The 17,187-nt window shown below is 45.9% G+C and carries 13 protein-coding genes; 9 read left to right on the top strand and 4 right to left on the bottom strand.

All coding sequences use genetic code 11. From position 1 onward, the window contains the following. Window positions 1–8 precede the first annotated feature (8 nt). The gene (locus B0I27_RS11950; protein ID WP_106293598.1) at window positions 9–569 is read left to right on the top strand and encodes an OmpH/Skp family outer membrane protein; all 561 of its coding nucleotides are present in this window, start codon (window positions 9–11) and stop codon (window positions 567–569) included. A 73-nt stretch (window positions 570–642) separates the two neighbouring features. Here the strand turns inward: B0I27_RS11950 and B0I27_RS11945 are convergent, their stop codons facing one another. From B0I27_RS11945 to B0I27_RS17915, 3 genes are all read right to left on the bottom strand, one after another. After that, the gene (locus B0I27_RS11945; protein WP_106293596.1) at window positions 643–1,896 is read right to left on the bottom strand and encodes an efflux RND transporter periplasmic adaptor subunit; all 1,254 of its coding nucleotides are present in this window, start codon (window positions 1,894–1,896) and stop codon (window positions 643–645) included. Next, window positions 1,896–6,269, bottom strand: coding sequence for a CusA/CzcA family heavy metal efflux RND transporter (locus B0I27_RS11940; RefSeq protein ID WP_106293594.1), 4,374 nt, complete (start codon window positions 6,267–6,269; stop codon window positions 1,896–1,898). Before B0I27_RS11940 ends, B0I27_RS11945 begins: the two co-directional genes overlap by 1 nt. 69 nt (window positions 6,270–6,338) lie before the next feature. After that, a complete protein-coding gene (locus B0I27_RS17915) occupies window positions 6,339–6,650 on the bottom strand; it encodes a DUF6660 family protein (RefSeq protein WP_425428148.1) in 312 nt (103 codons plus the stop codon). A 153-nt stretch (window positions 6,651–6,803) separates the two neighbouring features. Here B0I27_RS17915 and nuoH point away from each other — a divergent pair, with 153 nt between their 5' ends. The 8 genes from nuoH (at window position 6,804) to B0I27_RS11900 (ending at window position 16,468) form a co-directional block, all read left to right on the top strand. Further along, window positions 6,804–7,874, top strand: coding sequence for an NADH-quinone oxidoreductase subunit NuoH (nuoH, locus tag B0I27_RS11935; RefSeq protein WP_106293592.1), 1,071 nt, complete (start codon window positions 6,804–6,806; stop codon window positions 7,872–7,874). A 15-nt stretch (window positions 7,875–7,889) separates the two neighbouring features. Next, a complete protein-coding gene (locus tag B0I27_RS11930) occupies window positions 7,890–8,489 on the top strand; it encodes a 4Fe-4S binding protein (RefSeq protein WP_425428147.1) in 600 nt (199 codons plus the stop codon). Then, complete coding sequence (locus B0I27_RS11925; RefSeq protein WP_106293588.1) at window positions 8,486–9,028, top strand: NADH-quinone oxidoreductase subunit J family protein; 543 nt, start codon at window positions 8,486–8,488, stop codon at window positions 9,026–9,028. The genes B0I27_RS11930 and B0I27_RS11925 overlap by 4 nt, the downstream gene beginning before the upstream one ends. Beyond that, window positions 9,025–9,330 carry an NADH-quinone oxidoreductase subunit NuoK gene (gene nuoK / locus B0I27_RS11920; RefSeq protein ID WP_106293586.1) on the top strand — a complete coding sequence of 102 codons (306 nt, stop codon included), beginning with the start codon at window positions 9,025–9,027 and terminating at the stop codon, window positions 9,328–9,330. Before B0I27_RS11925 ends, nuoK begins: the two co-directional genes overlap by 4 nt. 2 nt (window positions 9,331–9,332) lie before the next feature. Beyond that, a complete protein-coding gene (gene nuoL, locus B0I27_RS11915) occupies window positions 9,333–11,384 on the top strand; it encodes an NADH-quinone oxidoreductase subunit L (RefSeq protein WP_245925500.1) in 2,052 nt (683 codons plus the stop codon). Next, window positions 11,381–12,982 carry a complex I subunit 4 family protein gene (locus B0I27_RS11910; RefSeq protein WP_106293584.1) on the top strand — a complete coding sequence of 534 codons (1,602 nt, stop codon included), beginning with the start codon at window positions 11,381–11,383 and terminating at the stop codon, window positions 12,980–12,982. The genes nuoL and B0I27_RS11910 overlap by 4 nt, the downstream gene beginning before the upstream one ends. Window position 12,983: 1 nt before the next feature. Then, a complete protein-coding gene (locus B0I27_RS11905; protein ID WP_106293582.1) occupies window positions 12,984–14,480 on the top strand; it encodes an NADH-quinone oxidoreductase subunit N in 1,497 nt (498 codons plus the stop codon). An 86-nt stretch (window positions 14,481–14,566) separates the two neighbouring features. Next, window positions 14,567–16,468, top strand: coding sequence for a class II glutamine amidotransferase (locus B0I27_RS11900; RefSeq protein ID WP_106293580.1), 1,902 nt, complete (start codon window positions 14,567–14,569; stop codon window positions 16,466–16,468). Between the two features lie 12 nt (window positions 16,469–16,480). On the opposite strand, the gene B0I27_RS11895 is transcribed toward B0I27_RS11900, so the two are convergent. Then, entirely contained in the window at window positions 16,481–17,095 is a 615-nt protein-coding gene (locus B0I27_RS11895) for a LysE family translocator (RefSeq protein WP_106293578.1), read from the bottom strand. Window positions 17,096–17,187: the final 92 nt, after the last annotated feature.

Here is a 17,187-nt window from a genome sequence, read left to right as displayed (position 1 = left end):
ATAGCAGAATGAAAAATGTAGTTAAAGTAGCAGTAGTAGCGGTAGGATTATTTTTAACGGGAACTACGGTTAATGCACAGCAAAAGTTCGCACATATCAACTCAGCGGAACTTTTACAATTAATGCCAGAAGTTAAGACAGCAGATGCCACATTTCAGACTTTCCAGAAGCAGAAACAAACTGCTTTGGAGTTGATGAATACAGAGCGCGAGAAGAAAATTGTAGCATATCAGGAAAAAGCGAAAACTGTAAGCGAGGCTAACAAGGCTACAGTTGGAAAAGAACTGGAGACTATGGGTGCTGAAATTCAGGATTTCGAAAAACGCATGCAGGAAACACAGCAGAAGGCTCAGCAGGAGCTAGGTGCTAAGCAGTCTGAATTATATCAGCCGATCTATCAGAAAGCAGAGACGGCTATCAAGGCGGTTGCTAAGGAAAAAGGATATGCTTATGTGTTTGATATCTCTCAGCCGGGAGTAGTTTACTTTGACGGTGGTGATGATATCTTAAATGTTGTTAAAACGAAATTGGGTATCACAGCGACAACTGCTGCTGCTCCTAAGAAATAATAAGTGTCATACACTTTATTCAGGCGAAGCTCTCATAGGGGGCTTCGCCTTTTTTGTTTCAGATGAAGGCCAATTAATGCTGGTGCTCACCCCCTCCGCCTGCGGCTTTTGACTGGAGGTAAAATGCACCTTTGGTGACGATGGCTGTCTCTTCAGCAATTGCATTTAGCAGCTTGATTTCCATGTAGCCTAAATCAGATACCCCGGTGACAACCTCAAGCGGTCTGAAATGGACTTTGTTTTCGTGCTCATGAGCACGTTCTTCTTTCGGATCTTCAGTATGCTCTTCACGTACTTCCTTATTTTGCACGTTATCTACTACAAAGATGAAACTCTTCCCTTGAGCACTTACCACGGCATCGAGTGGTACAGCTCTGGTGGCTTGATTTCCGACATTGATTAATGCAGAAACATACATACCCGGGATCAGGTTCTTATTCGCGCTGTTGTCAATTCGAGCGTGTGCGATCACTGCTTTACTGTCATTCTCAAAAGATTTATTGATCCCGTAGATCTTTCCGGTAATCTTTTGATTGCCCTGATTGGTTAAAACAAAGTCTACTTGCTGACCGGTTTTTACGTTGAACAAGTCTTTTTCATACACCAGCAAGTCGCAGTGGATGCTGCTGTTATCGGTAATGTTCATAAGCGGATTACTTATTTCAGCGAAGCTTCCGGTGGTTGCCATGATATGGCCCACTACGCCGCTGATCGGTGCTGAAACGGCCAGCTGAGTAATTACATCGCCTCTATCGAGGCGACTAACGCTAATTCCCATCTGTTTGAGCTGACTTTGCAGCGTCCGGAAGCGAGCCTGTTCGGAAAAATAGTTTGCTTCGGCCTGCTGATAGACTTTTCCGGTCCCCGCTTTCGCAGCCATCAGTTCTTTCTGACGTGCATATTCTTTTTCAGCAAAAGAGAGTGCGCTTTTAGACGCAAGATAATCCTGCTGCACCTGAATGAACTCTGGGTTCTCCAGTGTAACCAATGTTTGTCCTTTGCGAACGTAGCTTCCTTCCAGCACATGTATCCTTCGTATCAATCCCCCTATAAGAGGATGTACCTCTGCCTTACTTTGGGGTGGTACTTCGAGGAGTCCGTTAGCTTTCACGACGCTCTTAAGATTTTTGAATTCCATTTTGCCAATGGTTATTCCGACCGCTTGCATCTGCTTTTCCGTGAGTGAAAGCGCATCGGAATGTTCCTCTTCTTCGTGTTCTGTCTCGGTCTGATTGTTATTTCCGGAGCAAGAGATGAGTAGGAGCATACCTAGCATCAAAGCAAGGCGGGATGCAGATGTATGTATTTTTAAAGTTGCAGATTTCATTACAGTGTTCCTTTTAAATAATTCAGTTGAATTGTTGCCTGATTGAATTGATGCAAGGCTTCCAGATACCCTATACGGATATTAATAGCTTGTGTTAAATTTTGCAAGTGTTCGACATAGCCGATTTCGCCTTTTTCGAAGGCAAACTGAGATATTCTCAGCATCTCTGAGGCTTCATTTAGCGCCGAAGACTGGTAGTATTCCAAGGCCTGGACTTGTTTATTCACCTCCGCAGCCTGTTTGGTGTAGTTTGAGCCGAGATTATTTTGAAGGCTGGTCAGACTGCTTTGTGCAATCCGGCGTTCGATATCAGCGGCCCTGATCCTGGCCCGTTGAGCTCCGATCGCCAGCGGAATACCAAGACCTACCTGAAATCCGGCGATACGTGTACCGGGAAAGTATTCTCTGCTGATATTCGCCGGATTAAAGTCATGAATAATCAATTGATGAGAATAGCCGAGTGTGATATCGGGAAGTAGCTTGCGTTTTTCGAGGCGAATGCGGTCGCCGCTGATCTCTATCACCTTTTGCTGCTGTAATATCACAGGGTTTGCATCAAAGGATTGATTGCGGCCTGTATCAACATCGAGCGCTTTCAGATCCTCAGCGACAATCACTTCCCTGCTTCCGGTCAGTTTTTTTAGTTCAGCCTGCATGATCAGCAAATCAGACTCTGTTTGCCTTTGTTGCATGCCGACCTCTTTTTGCCTGCTTTGAGCAGCCAGTTTTTCCAGATAGGAGGTTTCACCTGAGCTGTACCTTACCGATGCTCGGTCATCGAAGTTCCTGTAAATGCTGTCGAGCGATTGAAGTAGCGCGGCTTTCTTCTGGAAGTAGGCCAGCTGCTGATAGGCAGAGCTTACGTCTCTTATCAGGTTAAGTTTCGCCAGATGGAATCCTGTTTCCGCGAGGCTCCGCTCTCCTTTGAGAACATCCCTTTGGGCAGCGTACACAGAAGGAAACGCAAAGGACTGACTTAAATTCAAGCTATTATCATTGCTTCCTCCGGCGGTGGGGTCCTGGGATAAAGTAAGCACAGTTTTGTCGAGCTCAAAGGCTGTAGATTGAAGTGCGGCTGCCTGATCGATGGCAAGAGAGCTTGCCTTCAAAGATGGGTTACTTTCTCTTGCCATCTCAATGACCTGGTGCAAGGACTTTGTGTCCTGAGCGAACAGCCTTTCGACCGGCGTCATTGAAAGGGCCAGCATCAGGAAAATGGCCGGTAGGCCAGGCCAGGGATTTAATCGCATTTTCTTTTCTTGTTTTTCGAATACCAAAATATACAGAGCCGGCAAAATGAGCAGCGTTAGCAGGGTAGCGGAAATCAGACCGCCGATAACAACTGTTGCGAGGGGTTTCTGAACCTCAGCTCCGGCCGTAGTGGAAAGGGCCATCGGTAAAAATCCGAGAGATGCCACAGAAGCGGTTAAAATAACGGGTCTTAATCTCACGTAGGTGCCTTTTCTTACTCTTTCATAGATGTCGGTAATCCCTTCAGCTTTCAGCTGGTTAAAATACCCGACCAAGACGATTCCATTCAGGACAGCTACTCCGAAAAGGGCTATAAAGCCTATTCCTGCTGAAATACTGAACGGCATATCCCGTAAAGCTAAGGCCAGTATTCCTCCTATGGCAGACAATGGTACAGCGGTAAAGATCAAAAGTGTTTCTTTAAGAGACCGGAAGGTAAAATAGAGCAGCGAAAGGATCAGTAAGAGAGCGGCAGGAACAGCCACAGACAGTCTTTCTTTTGCTTTGTTCAGGTTCTCGAACTGTCCGCCATACGTGGTATAATAGCCTGATGGAAGCTTCAGATTGTTTTGAAGCTTCTGTTCGATTTCATAAACCACGCTTTCCACATCTCGTCCTCTGACATTAAATCCAACATAGATCCTTCTGCGGGAATCCTCATGGGAGATTTGGGCCGGCGCATCCTTGATTTCAATCTTTGCGATCTGGCTTAAAGGTATCTGGTTGCCTGAGGGGAGAGGCAGGTAAAGGTTTTCGATGCTTTTGATGTCTTCCCGCAATTCACGCCGCAGCCTTACCACGAGATCGAAGCGCTGGTCTCCTTCAAACACTACTCCAGCTATCTTTCCGGCGAAAGCAGTCTGCAGAATGTTGTTCACTTCTTCAATAGAAAGTCCATACTGCGCGATCATATCCCTGTTGGGGGTTACCAGGATTTGCGGTAGTCCGCTAACCTGTTCCACCATTGGTTCACTTACTCCCTCAACATCTTTGATCAGCAGTGCAATCTTATCCGCGTTTTCAGACAGAATCTCCATGTCATCTCCGAATACTTTAATCGCCACATCCTGTCGGATTCCCGTCATGAGCTCGTTAAACCGCATCTGCATGGGTTGAGTAACCTCTACTCTGATCCCCGGTATAACAGAAAGGGCTTCTTCAATCAATTCGGATATTTCAGCGCGGCTTGAGGCGCGGGTCCATTCTTCTTTCGGTTTCATAGAAAGCATCATATCGCCACGTTCTATCGGCATAGGATCTGTCGGAATTTCAGCGCTGCCTATGCGGGTTACGGCCTGGAGTATCTCGGGGAACTCGGCTTTCAGTACCTTCTCCGCTTTACCAAAAGTTTCAATTGCCTGGGTAAGTGAGGTTCCTTGCATCATGCTGATTTCAACAGCCAGGTCGCCTTCTTCCAACGTAGGAATAAATTCCCCGCCCATCCGACTGAATAACCAGATGCTTACGGCCAGGATGGCCACAGAGAGCATTACGACTGTACGCTTTATTCTTAAGGTGCGGTTTAACACAGGCTGATAGATCCGATGAAGAGAGTCCATTATACGATCAGAAAAATTGCGTTTATGAGTGGTCTTTTTGCTCAGGAATAAGGCGCTCGCCATTGGAACCCAGGTGAGCGAAAGAATAAATGCACCCAGAATGGCAAAAGAGACCGTTTCAGCCATAGGTCTGAACATTTTACCCTCGATACCAACGAGAGAAAGTAAAGGAAGGTACACGATCAGTATGATGATCTCCCCGAAAGCAGCACTGTTTCTGATCCTGGAGGAGGCTGTATATACTTCCTCATCCATCTGATTTTGATTTAATTTCTGAATTCCGCTGATGTGGAACGTTGCGGTACTGATCCGGTGAACAATGCTTTCCACTATGATGACAGCACCATCCACAATCAATCCAAAGTCAATAGCTCCAAGGCTCATGAGGTTGCCAGATACGCCAAATAGTCGCATCATTCCCAGAGCAAACAGTAGTGAGAGGGGGATGACGGAAGCGACCACGAGTCCTGCACGAAGGTTCCCAAGTAGAAGCACCAGGATAAACACGACAATGAGGCCACCCTCGATCAAGTTCTTTTCGACTGTTCCGATTGCGCGGCCAACCAATTCTGTCCGGTCAATAAAGGGCTCAATCACGACCCCTTCAGGCAGGGACTTTTGGATCTGCACCATCCGCTCTCTGACATTCCTGATCACTTCGTTGAAATTTTCCCCTTTCAACATCAACGTAATGCCGGCTACAACCTCGCCTTCACCGTTTCGGGTCACTGCCCCATAACGTGTTGCACTCCCAAATTGTACGTCGGCTACATCCCGAACAAGTACGGGAATCCCTTTGGTGTTCGAGATTACTATTTTCCCAATGTCAGAAAGGGTTTTAACCTGACCGAGACCTCTAATGAAGTAGGCGTTATTCTGTTGCTCGATATAGGATCCGCCGGTGTTGGCATTATTTTTCTGCAGCGCGTTGTAGATATCTGTGACGGTGACCCCGAAGGCATTCAACCTGTCGTTATCGACAGCGACCTCGTATTGTTTGACATGGCCACCCCAGGCGCTGACCTCAGCGAGCCCCTTCGTACTGGTCAACTGCCGTTTGATGATCCAGTCCTGAATCGTCCGGAGATCTGTTGCCGTATATTTTTTTTCGTATCCGGGCTTCGTATGAACGACGTAATGATAAATTTCACCGAGCCCCGTAGTGATCGGGCCCATCGAAGGCTTTCCCATGCCCTCCGGTATCTGGGATTCTGCTTCCTTCAGGCGTTCGGAAACCTGTTGTCTGGCCCAGTAGATGTCAGTCTTATCATTGAATACGATGGTAATGACGGAGATACCCGAGCGGGATATAGACCGCTGTTCTTCTACGTCCGCAATATTGCTGAGGGCCAGTTCTACAGGGTTCGTGATGAACTGCTCTACTTCCTGGGCACCCAGATCGGGTGCCTGAGTAATTACCTGCACCTGGTTGTTGGTTATGTCAGGAACCGCGTCTATGGGAAGGTTGAATGCTGAATAAGCTCCCCAGATTATCAGGAGTATGACGCCAACGGCAACAACAACCTTATTCCGTACGGAATAAAGAATTATTTTATCTAACATGGAATGTTACGATTGAATTAAAAGAGATAGTATGAGCTATGGCAGCAGAGGGCTACCTTAAACATGCAGTTAGCTTAAGCGGGGAGGTTGCCATATGGAAAACAGGGTTTCCATTTTCTGTCCGGACAAATGCTCACCGTAACACTTATGCAGGCGCCCGGTTATAGCAATCGTGGAGGTAGTTAAGTAGATTAGGGTAGGACTCGTGCAGCAAGTACACTGACAAAAAGGAGAGCAGGTATCTCCTTCAATATGATTTGAGGAATCTGCAGCACTTCTTACCTCGACTTTCTCTTTGCCTGATTCCGCATGCACATCGGCGCAGGGTATAAGACCCAAAACCAGAACCATGACACATAATATGTAGCAAAGAGCTTTCACAGGGCAAATATATAATTAATACGTTGAACATAAAGTGCATCGGGTTTTCTTAAAGGTGTCAGAAATTCACTTTTATCACTTCAGATTCATATCTTATTAAATGCGCTGATTATCGTCTGTATTTTTTAAGTTTGCAGGTACGAAGCGATAAAATTGAATTTCTATATAACATATATTCTGATTAGTGTCCTGCTCTTCTCTTTCGCAGCAATCTTTGCGTTGTTTAGTGTGTACGCAGAGCGGAAAGTGGCAGGTTTCATCCAGGATCGCCTAGGCCCGATGGAGAACGGTAAGTGGGGAACCATGCAGACGCTCGCCGATGCTTTGAAGCTTTTACAGAAGGAGCAAATTACACCGACTGCGGCTGACAAGATCTTGTTTGCGTTGGCACCCATTATCATCTTTATTTCGGTTTATATGGGATTCGCGGCTCTTCCCTGGGCGCCGGGCGTTATTCCTGCGGCGCTGAATATCGGCGTTGTTTACATTTTTGCCATTATATCGATAGAAGCGATCGGAATCCTGATGGCCGGCTGGGGATCTAACAATAAATATTCTTTATTGGGCGCACTGAGGTCGGTTGCCCAGGTAATATCTTATGAAATACCTGCCGGTATAGCCATCATTTCTGCTGTAATGATCGCGCAGTCTCTGGATATGCATGCGATCGCTTCGAGGCAGGGGGTGGGAACTCCGGAAACCATCTGGTTTATGGGGTTCTGGGATGTGACGAATATCGGAGGGATTTTTTCCTGGCATATTTTCCAGGCTCCTCATCTGATTGTAGCTTATGTCATTTACTTTATCGCTTCACTAGCCGAATGTAACCGTGCACCTTTCGATATTCCGGAGGCAGAGTCTGAGCTTGTGGCAGGTTTTCATACGGAATACACGGGAATGCGTTTTGGATTTATTTTCCTCGGGGAGTATGCTATGATGTTCCTGGTGGGCATGGTAGGAGTAGTGCTGTTTCTGGGAGGATGGAATACTCCTTTGCCTAATATCGGATCGCTTAGGTTAGCGGACTGGACAACCGGGATGGGATGGGGCATTTTCTGGACTTTCTCGAAGGTCTTGCTGGTTGTGTTGGTTCAGATGTGGATCAGGTGGACGCTGCCACGGGTAAGGGTAGACCATTTGATGAGTTTTTGCTGGAAGATACTAACGCCCCTGGCTTTTTTATGTATGGCCATTTCGGGTGTGTGGCGTCTCCTGGTCATGTAAAGAAGAGGAGGTATCGTGATTATAAGAAAAACCATAAACGCTATTAAAACTTCATGGAAAGGCATGGCCCTTACTTTGAAGCACCTTTTTGCTGTTAATAAGCGAAGGAAGAGCGTGGATATACGTTCGGATAATTATTTCGAGCAAAAGGAGGGGGTGGTAACGGTTCAGTATCCGAAAGAAAAGCTTCCGATCCCTGAAGTAGGGAGGTATCAGCTGGATGTTGTGATCGATGACTGTATTGTATGTGATTTGTGTGCGAAGGTTTGTCCGGTTGATTGCATTGAGATTGAAAGTATAAAAGGAACCGGCCCCATTGGTATTACCTCCGATGGGACCACCAAAAGGCTACATGCGGCGAAGTTCGATATCGACATGGCTAAGTGTATGTACTGTGGATTGTGTACAGTGGTTTGCCCAACGGAGTGTATCACGATGACCGATACGTATGACAGGAGCGTTACGAATGTGGCTGATCTGATATATAAGTTTTCGGAAATGACACCTGAAGAGGCTGAAGAGAAAAGACAAGAGCTTGCGGCGCAGCAGGCAGAAAAGCAGGCGGCGAAGGACGCGGCGGCGTTAAAGGCATTTCACGATAGAAACAAAACATGAACATAGAGCAGGTTGTATTCTATATTCTGGCTGCCACGGTGTTGTCTTCTGCCTTTATGGTAGTGTTTAACAGAAATATGGTGCGATCTATATTTTTGTTCTTTGTGACATTGTTCGCTATGTCGGGCCTTTTTATTTATGCGCTGGCAGACTTCGTCGCGGTGACTCAGCTGATCGTATATGTCGGAGGAATGCTCGTTCTTATGATATTTGCGTTTTTGTTGTCCAGTAAGACGATTTTAAACACCAGTGCCACACATAAGACAAGTTTGATCGGCCTGCATCATCTGCCGGGAATGCTGATCTCGCTGTTGTTCTTTCTGATACTCTTTGTCACGATCCATCAGGCAAATCCTGAAGAGATCGGCTGGGTCAGGAATGCGGGGAATAATACTTTAGTTGCCAGTGATAATACGATTCATGCAATAGGAATAAACTTGATGACACGCTACCTCATTCCGTTTGAGATTATTTCGGTCCTATTGATGATGGCTTTAATCGGAGCAGCTCATCTGGCAAGAAGAACAAAGAAGCAATGATACCATTATCTCATTTTATGCTCATCAGCGGCCTTCTCTTTTGTATAGGCCTTTACGCTGTGCTATCGAAGCGCAACGCCATCATGATATTGATCGGTATTGAGTTTATGCTGAACGCAGCAATACTGAATCTGGTAGCCTTTGGCAAGTATGATAAGCAGGTTATGGGCGGACAAATGTTTGCTTTATTTGCTATTGTCCTGGCTGCTGCAACGGTTGCTGTGTCGCTGGCCATCATACTGAATGTTTATACGTACCATAAAAATATTGATCCGACCACCATTGATCAGCTGAGGGACTAGTTTTGGAGGCACTTATATCTGAAAATATTGTATTCATCTCCCTGCTTATAGCAGTTATGCCTTTGCTGACGTTTTTCGGGAGCCTGATCTTCCGCGGGAATGTAATCCGTGGTGGGGCTTTCGCCATATGTAACATAAGCCTGAGTCTGATTCTGTCGTTTATTCTGTTTATGCAGGTTTGGAATGGACCTGCTATACATGAGCAGTTCAGTTGGTTTACCATCGGCAGTTGGGAACTGCAGGTAGGGGTATTACTGAACAATCTGTCAGTTCTCATGCTGCTGCTAGTGTCGGGCATTGCCTTGCTGGTCAATATTTATTCTACGAAATACATGCAGGGCGACCCCTATATCCGCCGCTACTGGGCTTATCTCGGTCTGTTCTGTTTTTCTATGCTCGGATTGGTGATCGTTGATAATCTTTTGCTGATATACATGTTCTGGGAGCTGGTTGGGTTCTCTTCTTACCTGCTGATCGGTTTTTGGTTTACGCGCAGTACGGCTGTTCGCGCGAATAAAAAGGCCTTTATTATGAATAGGTTGGGAGACCTTGGTTTTCTGATCGGTATCATGATCCTTTTCTCACAATTTCAAACGCTTGATGTTACACGGCTATTTGGGGCCGATGGCCTTGTAAAGGCTGCGGTTGTTTCGGGTGGCTCATGGATCGGTAGTGCGGGCAGTATGCCCGCGGAATGGCTGACCACAGCAGGTATTGTTTTTTTTCTGGCTGCGGTGGCTAAGTCTGCACAGTTTCCTCTTCATACCTGGCTGCCGGACGCGATGGAAGGGCCGACTTCCGTGTCTTCTCTTATTCACGCCGCGACGATGGTTGCAGCAGGAGTTTTTTTAATTGCACGCGTTTATCCCCTCTTTGACGATACGGTACTACTTGTTATTGCTTCGATAGGAGCTTTTACCGCATTTATGGCCGCTACTATTGCTTTGACGCAGAACGACATTAAGCGTATTCTGGCTTATTCTACGATCTCACAGCTCGGTTTTATGATGCTTGCCATGGGAGTGGGTGCTTCAGGTTCCGCGCTGTTTCACCTGGTGACGCATGCATTTTTCAAGTGCCTGCTGTTCCTGGCGGCCGGTGCGATTATTCATGAGATGGCGCATCTGAAAGAGAAGTCGGGCAAGGATTTTGATCCCCAGGACATTCGGAATATGGGTGGGCTAAGAAAGCATATGCCCGTCACCTTCATCACCATGGCAATAGGATCTCTGGCTCTCGTGGCCCTGCCTCTCACATCCGGATATCTTTCGAAAGACGCGATCCTGATCCAGTCATTTGAATGGGCAGAAGGCTCCGCTGGCTGGCATAGGCTGATCCCCGTTTCGGCGATGATCACATCCTGGCTAACGGCGTTTTATATATCGCGACTGATCTTCAAGGTTTTCTTTGGCGAGTTCAGGCTTTCGGCATTGACAGGAGGTCATGTGCATGAGGCTCACGCAGCGATGAGATATGTGCTGGTTATTCTCAGTGTTTTTTGTTTGTTTCCAGTGTTTTCTTTCCATCCCCTGCTGTTTGAAGACGCCTGGATACTGCAGGGTTTTCCACAAATTGATAGTATGACGCGTGTTAACGCCTTCCATACTGTTGTGCCGGCAGCGGTAAATCTGATTTCTATTGCGTTGATCTGCCTGTGTTACAGGTGGTATGCGGCGACAGCTAAAGCACCCGATTACAGCCGAAGCGTATTGTTTAAGTTTTCACAGGATCAATGGCATATCGACCGGTTTTATTCGTCGGTACTGGTAAGCGGAACTACTCGCTTCGCCGGATTGCTATACTGGATTGATCGCCATATTGTAGATGGGCTGGTCAACACAGCAGGCGCGCTGGGAAGGCGGCTGGCGGCTGGTTCACGGTGGATCGACCGGTATGTGGTTGACGGACTGGTAAACTTTTCGGGATACCTGGCAGGCGTTGTGGGAAACTTCGTTCGCCATTTTCAAACAGGACGCCTGCAGCATTATCTTGTTACGATGCTGATCATTATATTGACACTTTTTATTTTTAAATACTACACTGCAGCTATATGAGTTTGCTTTCGATATTAATTTTCCTGCCTTTGCTGGCAGGGCTCCTGATTCTCATCATTCCTGCATCCGCAAGGAACAGCTATAAATATGTGGCGCTGGCTGCGGTGTGTATCCAGGTATTGATAAGCGCTTATATTTATCTGAACTTCAATGGAGACGTCTATTCAGGAGTGGATACAGAAGCGAAGTTTCAATTGGTGGAACGTGTGCCCTGGATAAACTTGAATCTCGGTGCGATGGGTAAGCTGCAGATTGATTACTTCCTGGGGATAGATGGCTTATCAATGCCGTTTCTGGTGCTGACATCCATCGTCATGCTGGTAGCATTAATTGCGTCCTGGGAGATTAAAGTTAACCTGAAAGGGTACTTTGCGCTGTTCTTATTACTGGACACGGCTGTCTTGGGTGTCTTTTCGGCTTTAGACTTCTTCCTGTTTTATATTTTCTATGAGTTGATGTTATTACCGCTTTACTTCCTGATCGGGATGTGGGGAGGAATACGCCGGGAATATGCTGCTATCAAGTTTTTCCTGTATACCCTATTCGGCTCGGTATTTATGCTGCTGGTGATTATTGGGCTGTACTTTTCGGTGACAGATCCGGTTACGGGCAATCATACATTCAACATGCTGAGTATGATGGATCCAAAGAACTACGTTGATGGTTCTATTTTTTCCGCATTGGCTAATGCTGAGTTTTTTGGAATCTCCGCGCGACTGATAGGATTTATTGTGCTTTTTATAGCCTTTGCTATCAAGGTTCCTATTGTTCCGTTGCATACCTGGCTACCGGATGCGCACGTGGAAGCTCCGACACCTGTATCGATCATACTTGCAGGTATCCTGTTGAAGATTGGGGGATATGGAATTTTGAGGGCTTGTGTGAGTATATTTCCCGATGCGGCGGTTCAGTCAGCGTGGTGGTTGGGACTTATTGGTGTGATTTCTATTCTCTATGGTGCATTGAATGCCCTTGCTCAGAAAGACCTCAAGAGGATGATCGCTTATTCTTCGGTATCGCATATGGGTTTCGTGCTCCTGGGAATAGCTTCCGTTACTGCGGAAGGAATCAGCGGAGCGATGATGCAGATGATTAGTCACGGTTTTCTCTCATCGATGTTGTTTTTTCTGGTGGGGGTGATCTACTCCAGGGTGCATGACCGCTCGATACCTAATTTTAGAGGACTTGCGCTGATCATGCCTCGGTACACCGCTTTCATCATGATCGCTTTCTTTGCCTCGCTGGGGTTGCCGGGCTTTTCGGCATTTATAGCGGAGGCTTTTAGTTTAATTGGGGCGTTTAACTCATCGTCGATAAACGGGCTCCTTCCGAGATGGATGGCTGTTTGCGGCTCTATCGGAATATTCCTGAGTGCCTGCTACTTCCTCTGGACGTTGCAAAGGATGTTCTTTGGAGAAACGAGACTAATGGGAGGCGATAAATGGAAGGCGCTTCTTACTGATGTCAACCCGAGAGAGTTGACTGTGCTGTGTATTTTGACGTCTTTCGCACTGGTGCTGGGTATTATGCCGTCTCTGGCTTTTGATAAAATGAACGCTTCTGTGCTTGAACTGATTCGTCTAGTTAATCTGAAATAATATGAACGAGTTTGCAAGTCAGGTACCATCGCTCATGCAAAGTATCCGGGAGGGAATTCCTTACTTTCTTCCGGAGATCGTGCTTATAGCGACTTTCGTTTGTGTGATTGTTACCGACCTCTTCTTCCCGGGAAAAAAGTCAGTATATACGCTCGGCGTGGGAATAGCTGGAATAGCGGTATCGCTTTTTTTTAGTGTATTGCAGTTTCAAGCCCTAAGCGAACCTTTACGTCTCTTTCATGGATCCCTCACGATTGATAGGGTAGCTGGCATCTTTAAAATATTATTTAGCGGAATAGTGCTTGTATATGCACTTTTTATACGGGGAAATACACGCTTGCAAGACCACGTAAAAGGTCCGGGCGATCTATATCTGCTGTTGCCGGGGGTGCTTCTGGGACTAAATCTGATGGCGATGTCGTCTGGTCTGCTGATGATCTATCTTTCCATAGAGATGATCTCCATCGTTTCTTATCTGATGGTGGGTTATGTATCTGATAGTCCCAGGCAATCGGAAGCTGCTATGAAATATGCCTTGTTCGGGGGTGTTTGTTCAGCGATTATGCTATATGGAATATCTCTTCTGTATGCTTTTACGGGTACGCTGATATTGTCAAACCCAGCCTTTATGAATGGATTATCGGAGATGCCGCAGGCTGCGGTTGCCATCGCTGTTATCCTGGTGTTGGTCGGAATAGGCTTTAAGTTGTCTTTTGTCCCGCTTCACTTTTGGAGTCCTGACGTGTACGAGGGGGCACCTCTTCCGGTAACGGCGTTCCTTTCTACAGGACCCAAGCTCGCCGGTTTTGCGATCCTACTTCGTTTCCTTGATCCGTATTATGCTTTTCAAGCTAATGGCCACGCAACAGTGTTTGATTTTATGCCGGTACTTTCGCTTATAGGTATCAGCTCGATGATTGTTGGGAATTTTGCAGCCATTTGGCAGGACAACGTAAAAAGGATGCTTGCCTATTCGTCAATTGGACATACTGGTTTGTTGATGATGGCTGTGGTAGTGCACTCTGCAAACGGAGTAAAAGCTCTAATTTTTTACCTGATGATGTACGCGATTATGAATATGGCCGCATTCATTTTTGCCGCTAAGATTGAAGAGGGCTCGGGTGCCATCAACATCTCAGACTACAAAGGACTGGGCAGAAAATTTACGCTCGAGATGGTTTGCTTTGTGGTGATACTCATGTCGCTCACGGGCCTGCCGCCGCTGGCCGGCTTTATCGGAAAGGTTCTTATTTTTACGGCAGCTATTGAGCAGTATTCGTCAACGAGCTCGGTTTGGTTGCTGCTTCTATTGATTGTAGCTGCCATCACAACGGTTGTTTCTTTATTTTACTACTTCAAAATCCCGTTAAATGCTTTTCTGCGAAGTTCTGAGAAAATGGAGAACATGACGCCGAAGCGTGACTTTCTCACTTATATCGCAGTTGTTCTGACCATGCTGTTATTGGTTTGGGGCATCATGCCAGGGATGCTGGTGTAATTAGATGTTTAGAGTTGTGTCATCTTTTGATATTTAACTTCATTATTACCTTAAATGTTCTAATTTTGCGGGCTCATTGATATTCCATGAGCGAAGCAATAAAACATGAGTGCGGAATAGCATTCATTCGTCTATTAAAACCCCTTTCTTTTTATCAGCAAAAATATGGTACGGCCTTATACGGCTTGAATAAATTGTACCTATTGATGGAGAAACAGCATAACCGAGGCCAGGACGGCGCCGGGATTGCGACCATTAAGCTCGATGTGACGCCAGGAAACCGATACATCAGCCGCTACCGGGCTATGGGTTCTACAGCGGTGTCTGAGGTATTTGAATATGTGCAGAAAAAGTTCGCAGATATTCAAAGTGTTCCGGAACTATTTCAGAATGCTGAGTGGCTAAAAGAAAACGTAAGTTTTACAGGCGAGGTATTGATGGGGCACCTGCGCTATGGTACCCACGGTAAGAACAGTGTAGAAAACTGTCATCCTTTTCTGCGTCAGAACAACTGGATGAGCAGAAACCTGGTGATTGCCGGTAACTTCAACATGACCAATGTTGACGAGCTGCTGGATCAGTTATTTGAGCTGGGGCAGCATCCGAAAGAGCGTGCAGATACCGTGACGGTTCTCGAAAAGATCGGTCATTTTCTGGATGACGAAAATCAGCAGCTTTTTGATCAGTTTAAGCATGAAGGACATACTAATGCAGAGATCAGCAGGCTGATTGCCGATAATATTGATGTTGCGAAAATTCTTAAGCGTTCTGCAAAGACCTGGGACGGAGGCTATACGATAGAAGGGATCTTTGGGCATGGCGATGCATTTGTGATGCGCGATCCTTCAGGAATTCGTCCGGCCTATTATTATCAGGATGACGAGATAGTAGTGGCGGCATCTGAGCGTCCTGCGATTCAGACAGCATTTAACATTCCGATAGACGCTGTGAAGGAGATAAAGCCCGGACATGCGCTGATCGTTAAGAAGAACGGACAGGTTTCAGAGGAGATGTTTCGCGAGCCTGAAGTGCAGAAGTCATGTTCTTTCGAGAGAATCTATTTTTCAAGAGGAAGTGACGCATCTATTTACCGTGAGCGTAAGCAGCTGGGAAGACTACTTTGTCCGCAGATCCTTGACGCTGTTGATCATGACTTAAAGAATACGGTATTCTCTTTCATTCCAAATACTGCTGAAGTAGCTTTTTACGGGATGGTTGAGGGTTTGCATAAATACATCAAACGTTATCAGAAAGATACGCTGCTGAAAAGAAGCGATAAAATTTCTGATGCTGAGCTTGAAGAAGTGCTGAGTATTGCTCCCCGCGTTGAAAAGATTGCGATTAAGGATGTTAAGCTTCGTACGTTTATTACCCAGGATGCCGACAGGCAGGATATGGTGTCCCATGTTTACGATACTACTTATGGCCTTGTAAACGCCCATGCTGATAATCTGGTGGTGCTGGACGATTCGATCGTAAGAGGAACGACGCTGAAGCAGAGTATTCTGAAAATCCTTGATCGTCTTAAACCTAAACAAATCGTTGTGGTTTCGTCTGCTCCGCAGATCAGGTATCCTGACTGCTACGGTATAGATATGTCGAGGATGGGCGAATTTGTGGCGTTTGAAGCCGCGATAGCTTTGCTGAAAGAGACGGGCAGGGAGAATGTTATATATGAAACCTATGAAAAATGTCAGCAGGCTGTGTTGGATGGAAAAGAGAAGCAGGAAAACTTTATAAAGGCAATATATGCGCCATTTACTGATGATGAGATATCGGCCAAGATAGCTCAGATCATATCTCCGAAAGAGATAAATGCTAAAGTTGAGGTAATCTATCAGACGCTGGATAATTTACATAAAGCGTGTCCGGATCATTTGGGAGACTGGTATTTCTCAGGTAATTATCCTACTCCAGGTGGTAATAAGGTGGTGAACAAGGCCTTCATGAACTGGATGGAAGGGAAGAATCAGAGAGCTTACGTTTAAGTTCGCGTTCCGTTAGGACAGCAGATCATATATAAGCTTCAAAGCAAAAATCATAATGAGAGAACCCGCTACTCTGTTTAAGAGTACGATGGTTCTCTCTTTTATTTTATAGCGTAGTTTGTTTGCGTAATAGGCTTTGACGGAATCCATGCTGAACTGTGTGATGAGGATGGAACCGAAGAAGGGAAAGATCTGTTGGGCTTGTATTTCGCCGGTAACGGAGATAATGCTGCTGGTTACGGTGATCCAGTAGATTAAGAGTGATGGATTGAAGATACACATCAGGAAACCTTTGAAGAAGTAGCCCGTGTTTCTTTTGGTGGAAGTGATATTATCGTAGTTGATTTTGACTTTTTTCAGAAGATAGAAGAAGCCTATGCCCATCATAACCGCCGCGCCGGTGAGTCCGATCACATAACGGTATTCGTTTTCAAACTGGATGAAGGAAGAGCCATAAAGGGCTAGCGATACGTAAATTACATCGCTCATAAGTACACCTCCCGCAAGGGAAATGCCTGCATGAAAGCCTTTTTCAATGCTAGTCTTTAAAAGAGCGAAAAAAACCGGTCCAGTTGCAAAAGAAAGAACTATGCCAAGTCCTATACCAGAAATAATTGTTTCAAGCATCTATTAGTGGTTGGAAGTGTGCGAATATCCAAAAAACCTCATAATATCCCAGCAGTATTATAAATTAAATTATTTTTGAAAGGAGTTAGAAT

The sequence above is a fragment of the Arcticibacter pallidicorallinus genome, from assembly GCF_003002875.1.
GTDB lineage: Bacteria > Bacteroidota > Bacteroidia > Sphingobacteriales > Sphingobacteriaceae > Arcticibacter > Arcticibacter pallidicorallinus.
This window is presented reverse-complemented; position numbering and strand designations above follow the sequence as displayed.

Excerpts from the sequence above, each read along its gene's own strand:
- B0I27_RS11925 (WP_106293588.1), top strand. The coding sequence starts at position 8,486 with ATGAACATAGAGCAGGTTGTATTCTATATTCTGGCTGCCACGGTGTTG.
- B0I27_RS11895 (WP_106293578.1), bottom strand. The coding sequence starts at position 17,095 with ATGCTTGAAACAATTATTTCTGGTATAGGACTTGGCATAGTTCTTTCT.
- B0I27_RS11900 (WP_106293580.1), top strand. The coding sequence starts at position 14,567 with ATGAGCGAAGCAATAAAACATGAGTGCGGAATAGCATTCATTCGTCTA.
- B0I27_RS11905 (WP_106293582.1), top strand. The coding sequence starts at position 12,984 with ATGAACGAGTTTGCAAGTCAGGTACCATCGCTCATGCAAAGTATCCGG.
- B0I27_RS11950 (WP_106293598.1), top strand. The coding sequence starts at position 9 with ATGAAAAATGTAGTTAAAGTAGCAGTAGTAGCGGTAGGATTATTTTTA.
- B0I27_RS11945 (WP_106293596.1), bottom strand. The coding sequence starts at position 1,896 with ATGAAATCTGCAACTTTAAAAATACATACATCTGCATCCCGCCTTGCT.
- B0I27_RS11910 (WP_106293584.1), top strand. The coding sequence starts at position 11,381 with ATGAGTTTGCTTTCGATATTAATTTTCCTGCCTTTGCTGGCAGGGCTC.
- B0I27_RS11940 (WP_106293594.1), bottom strand. The coding sequence starts at position 6,269 with ATGTTAGATAAAATAATTCTTTATTCCGTACGGAATAAGGTTGTTGTT.
- nuoK (WP_106293586.1), top strand. The coding sequence starts at position 9,025 with ATGATACCATTATCTCATTTTATGCTCATCAGCGGCCTTCTCTTTTGT.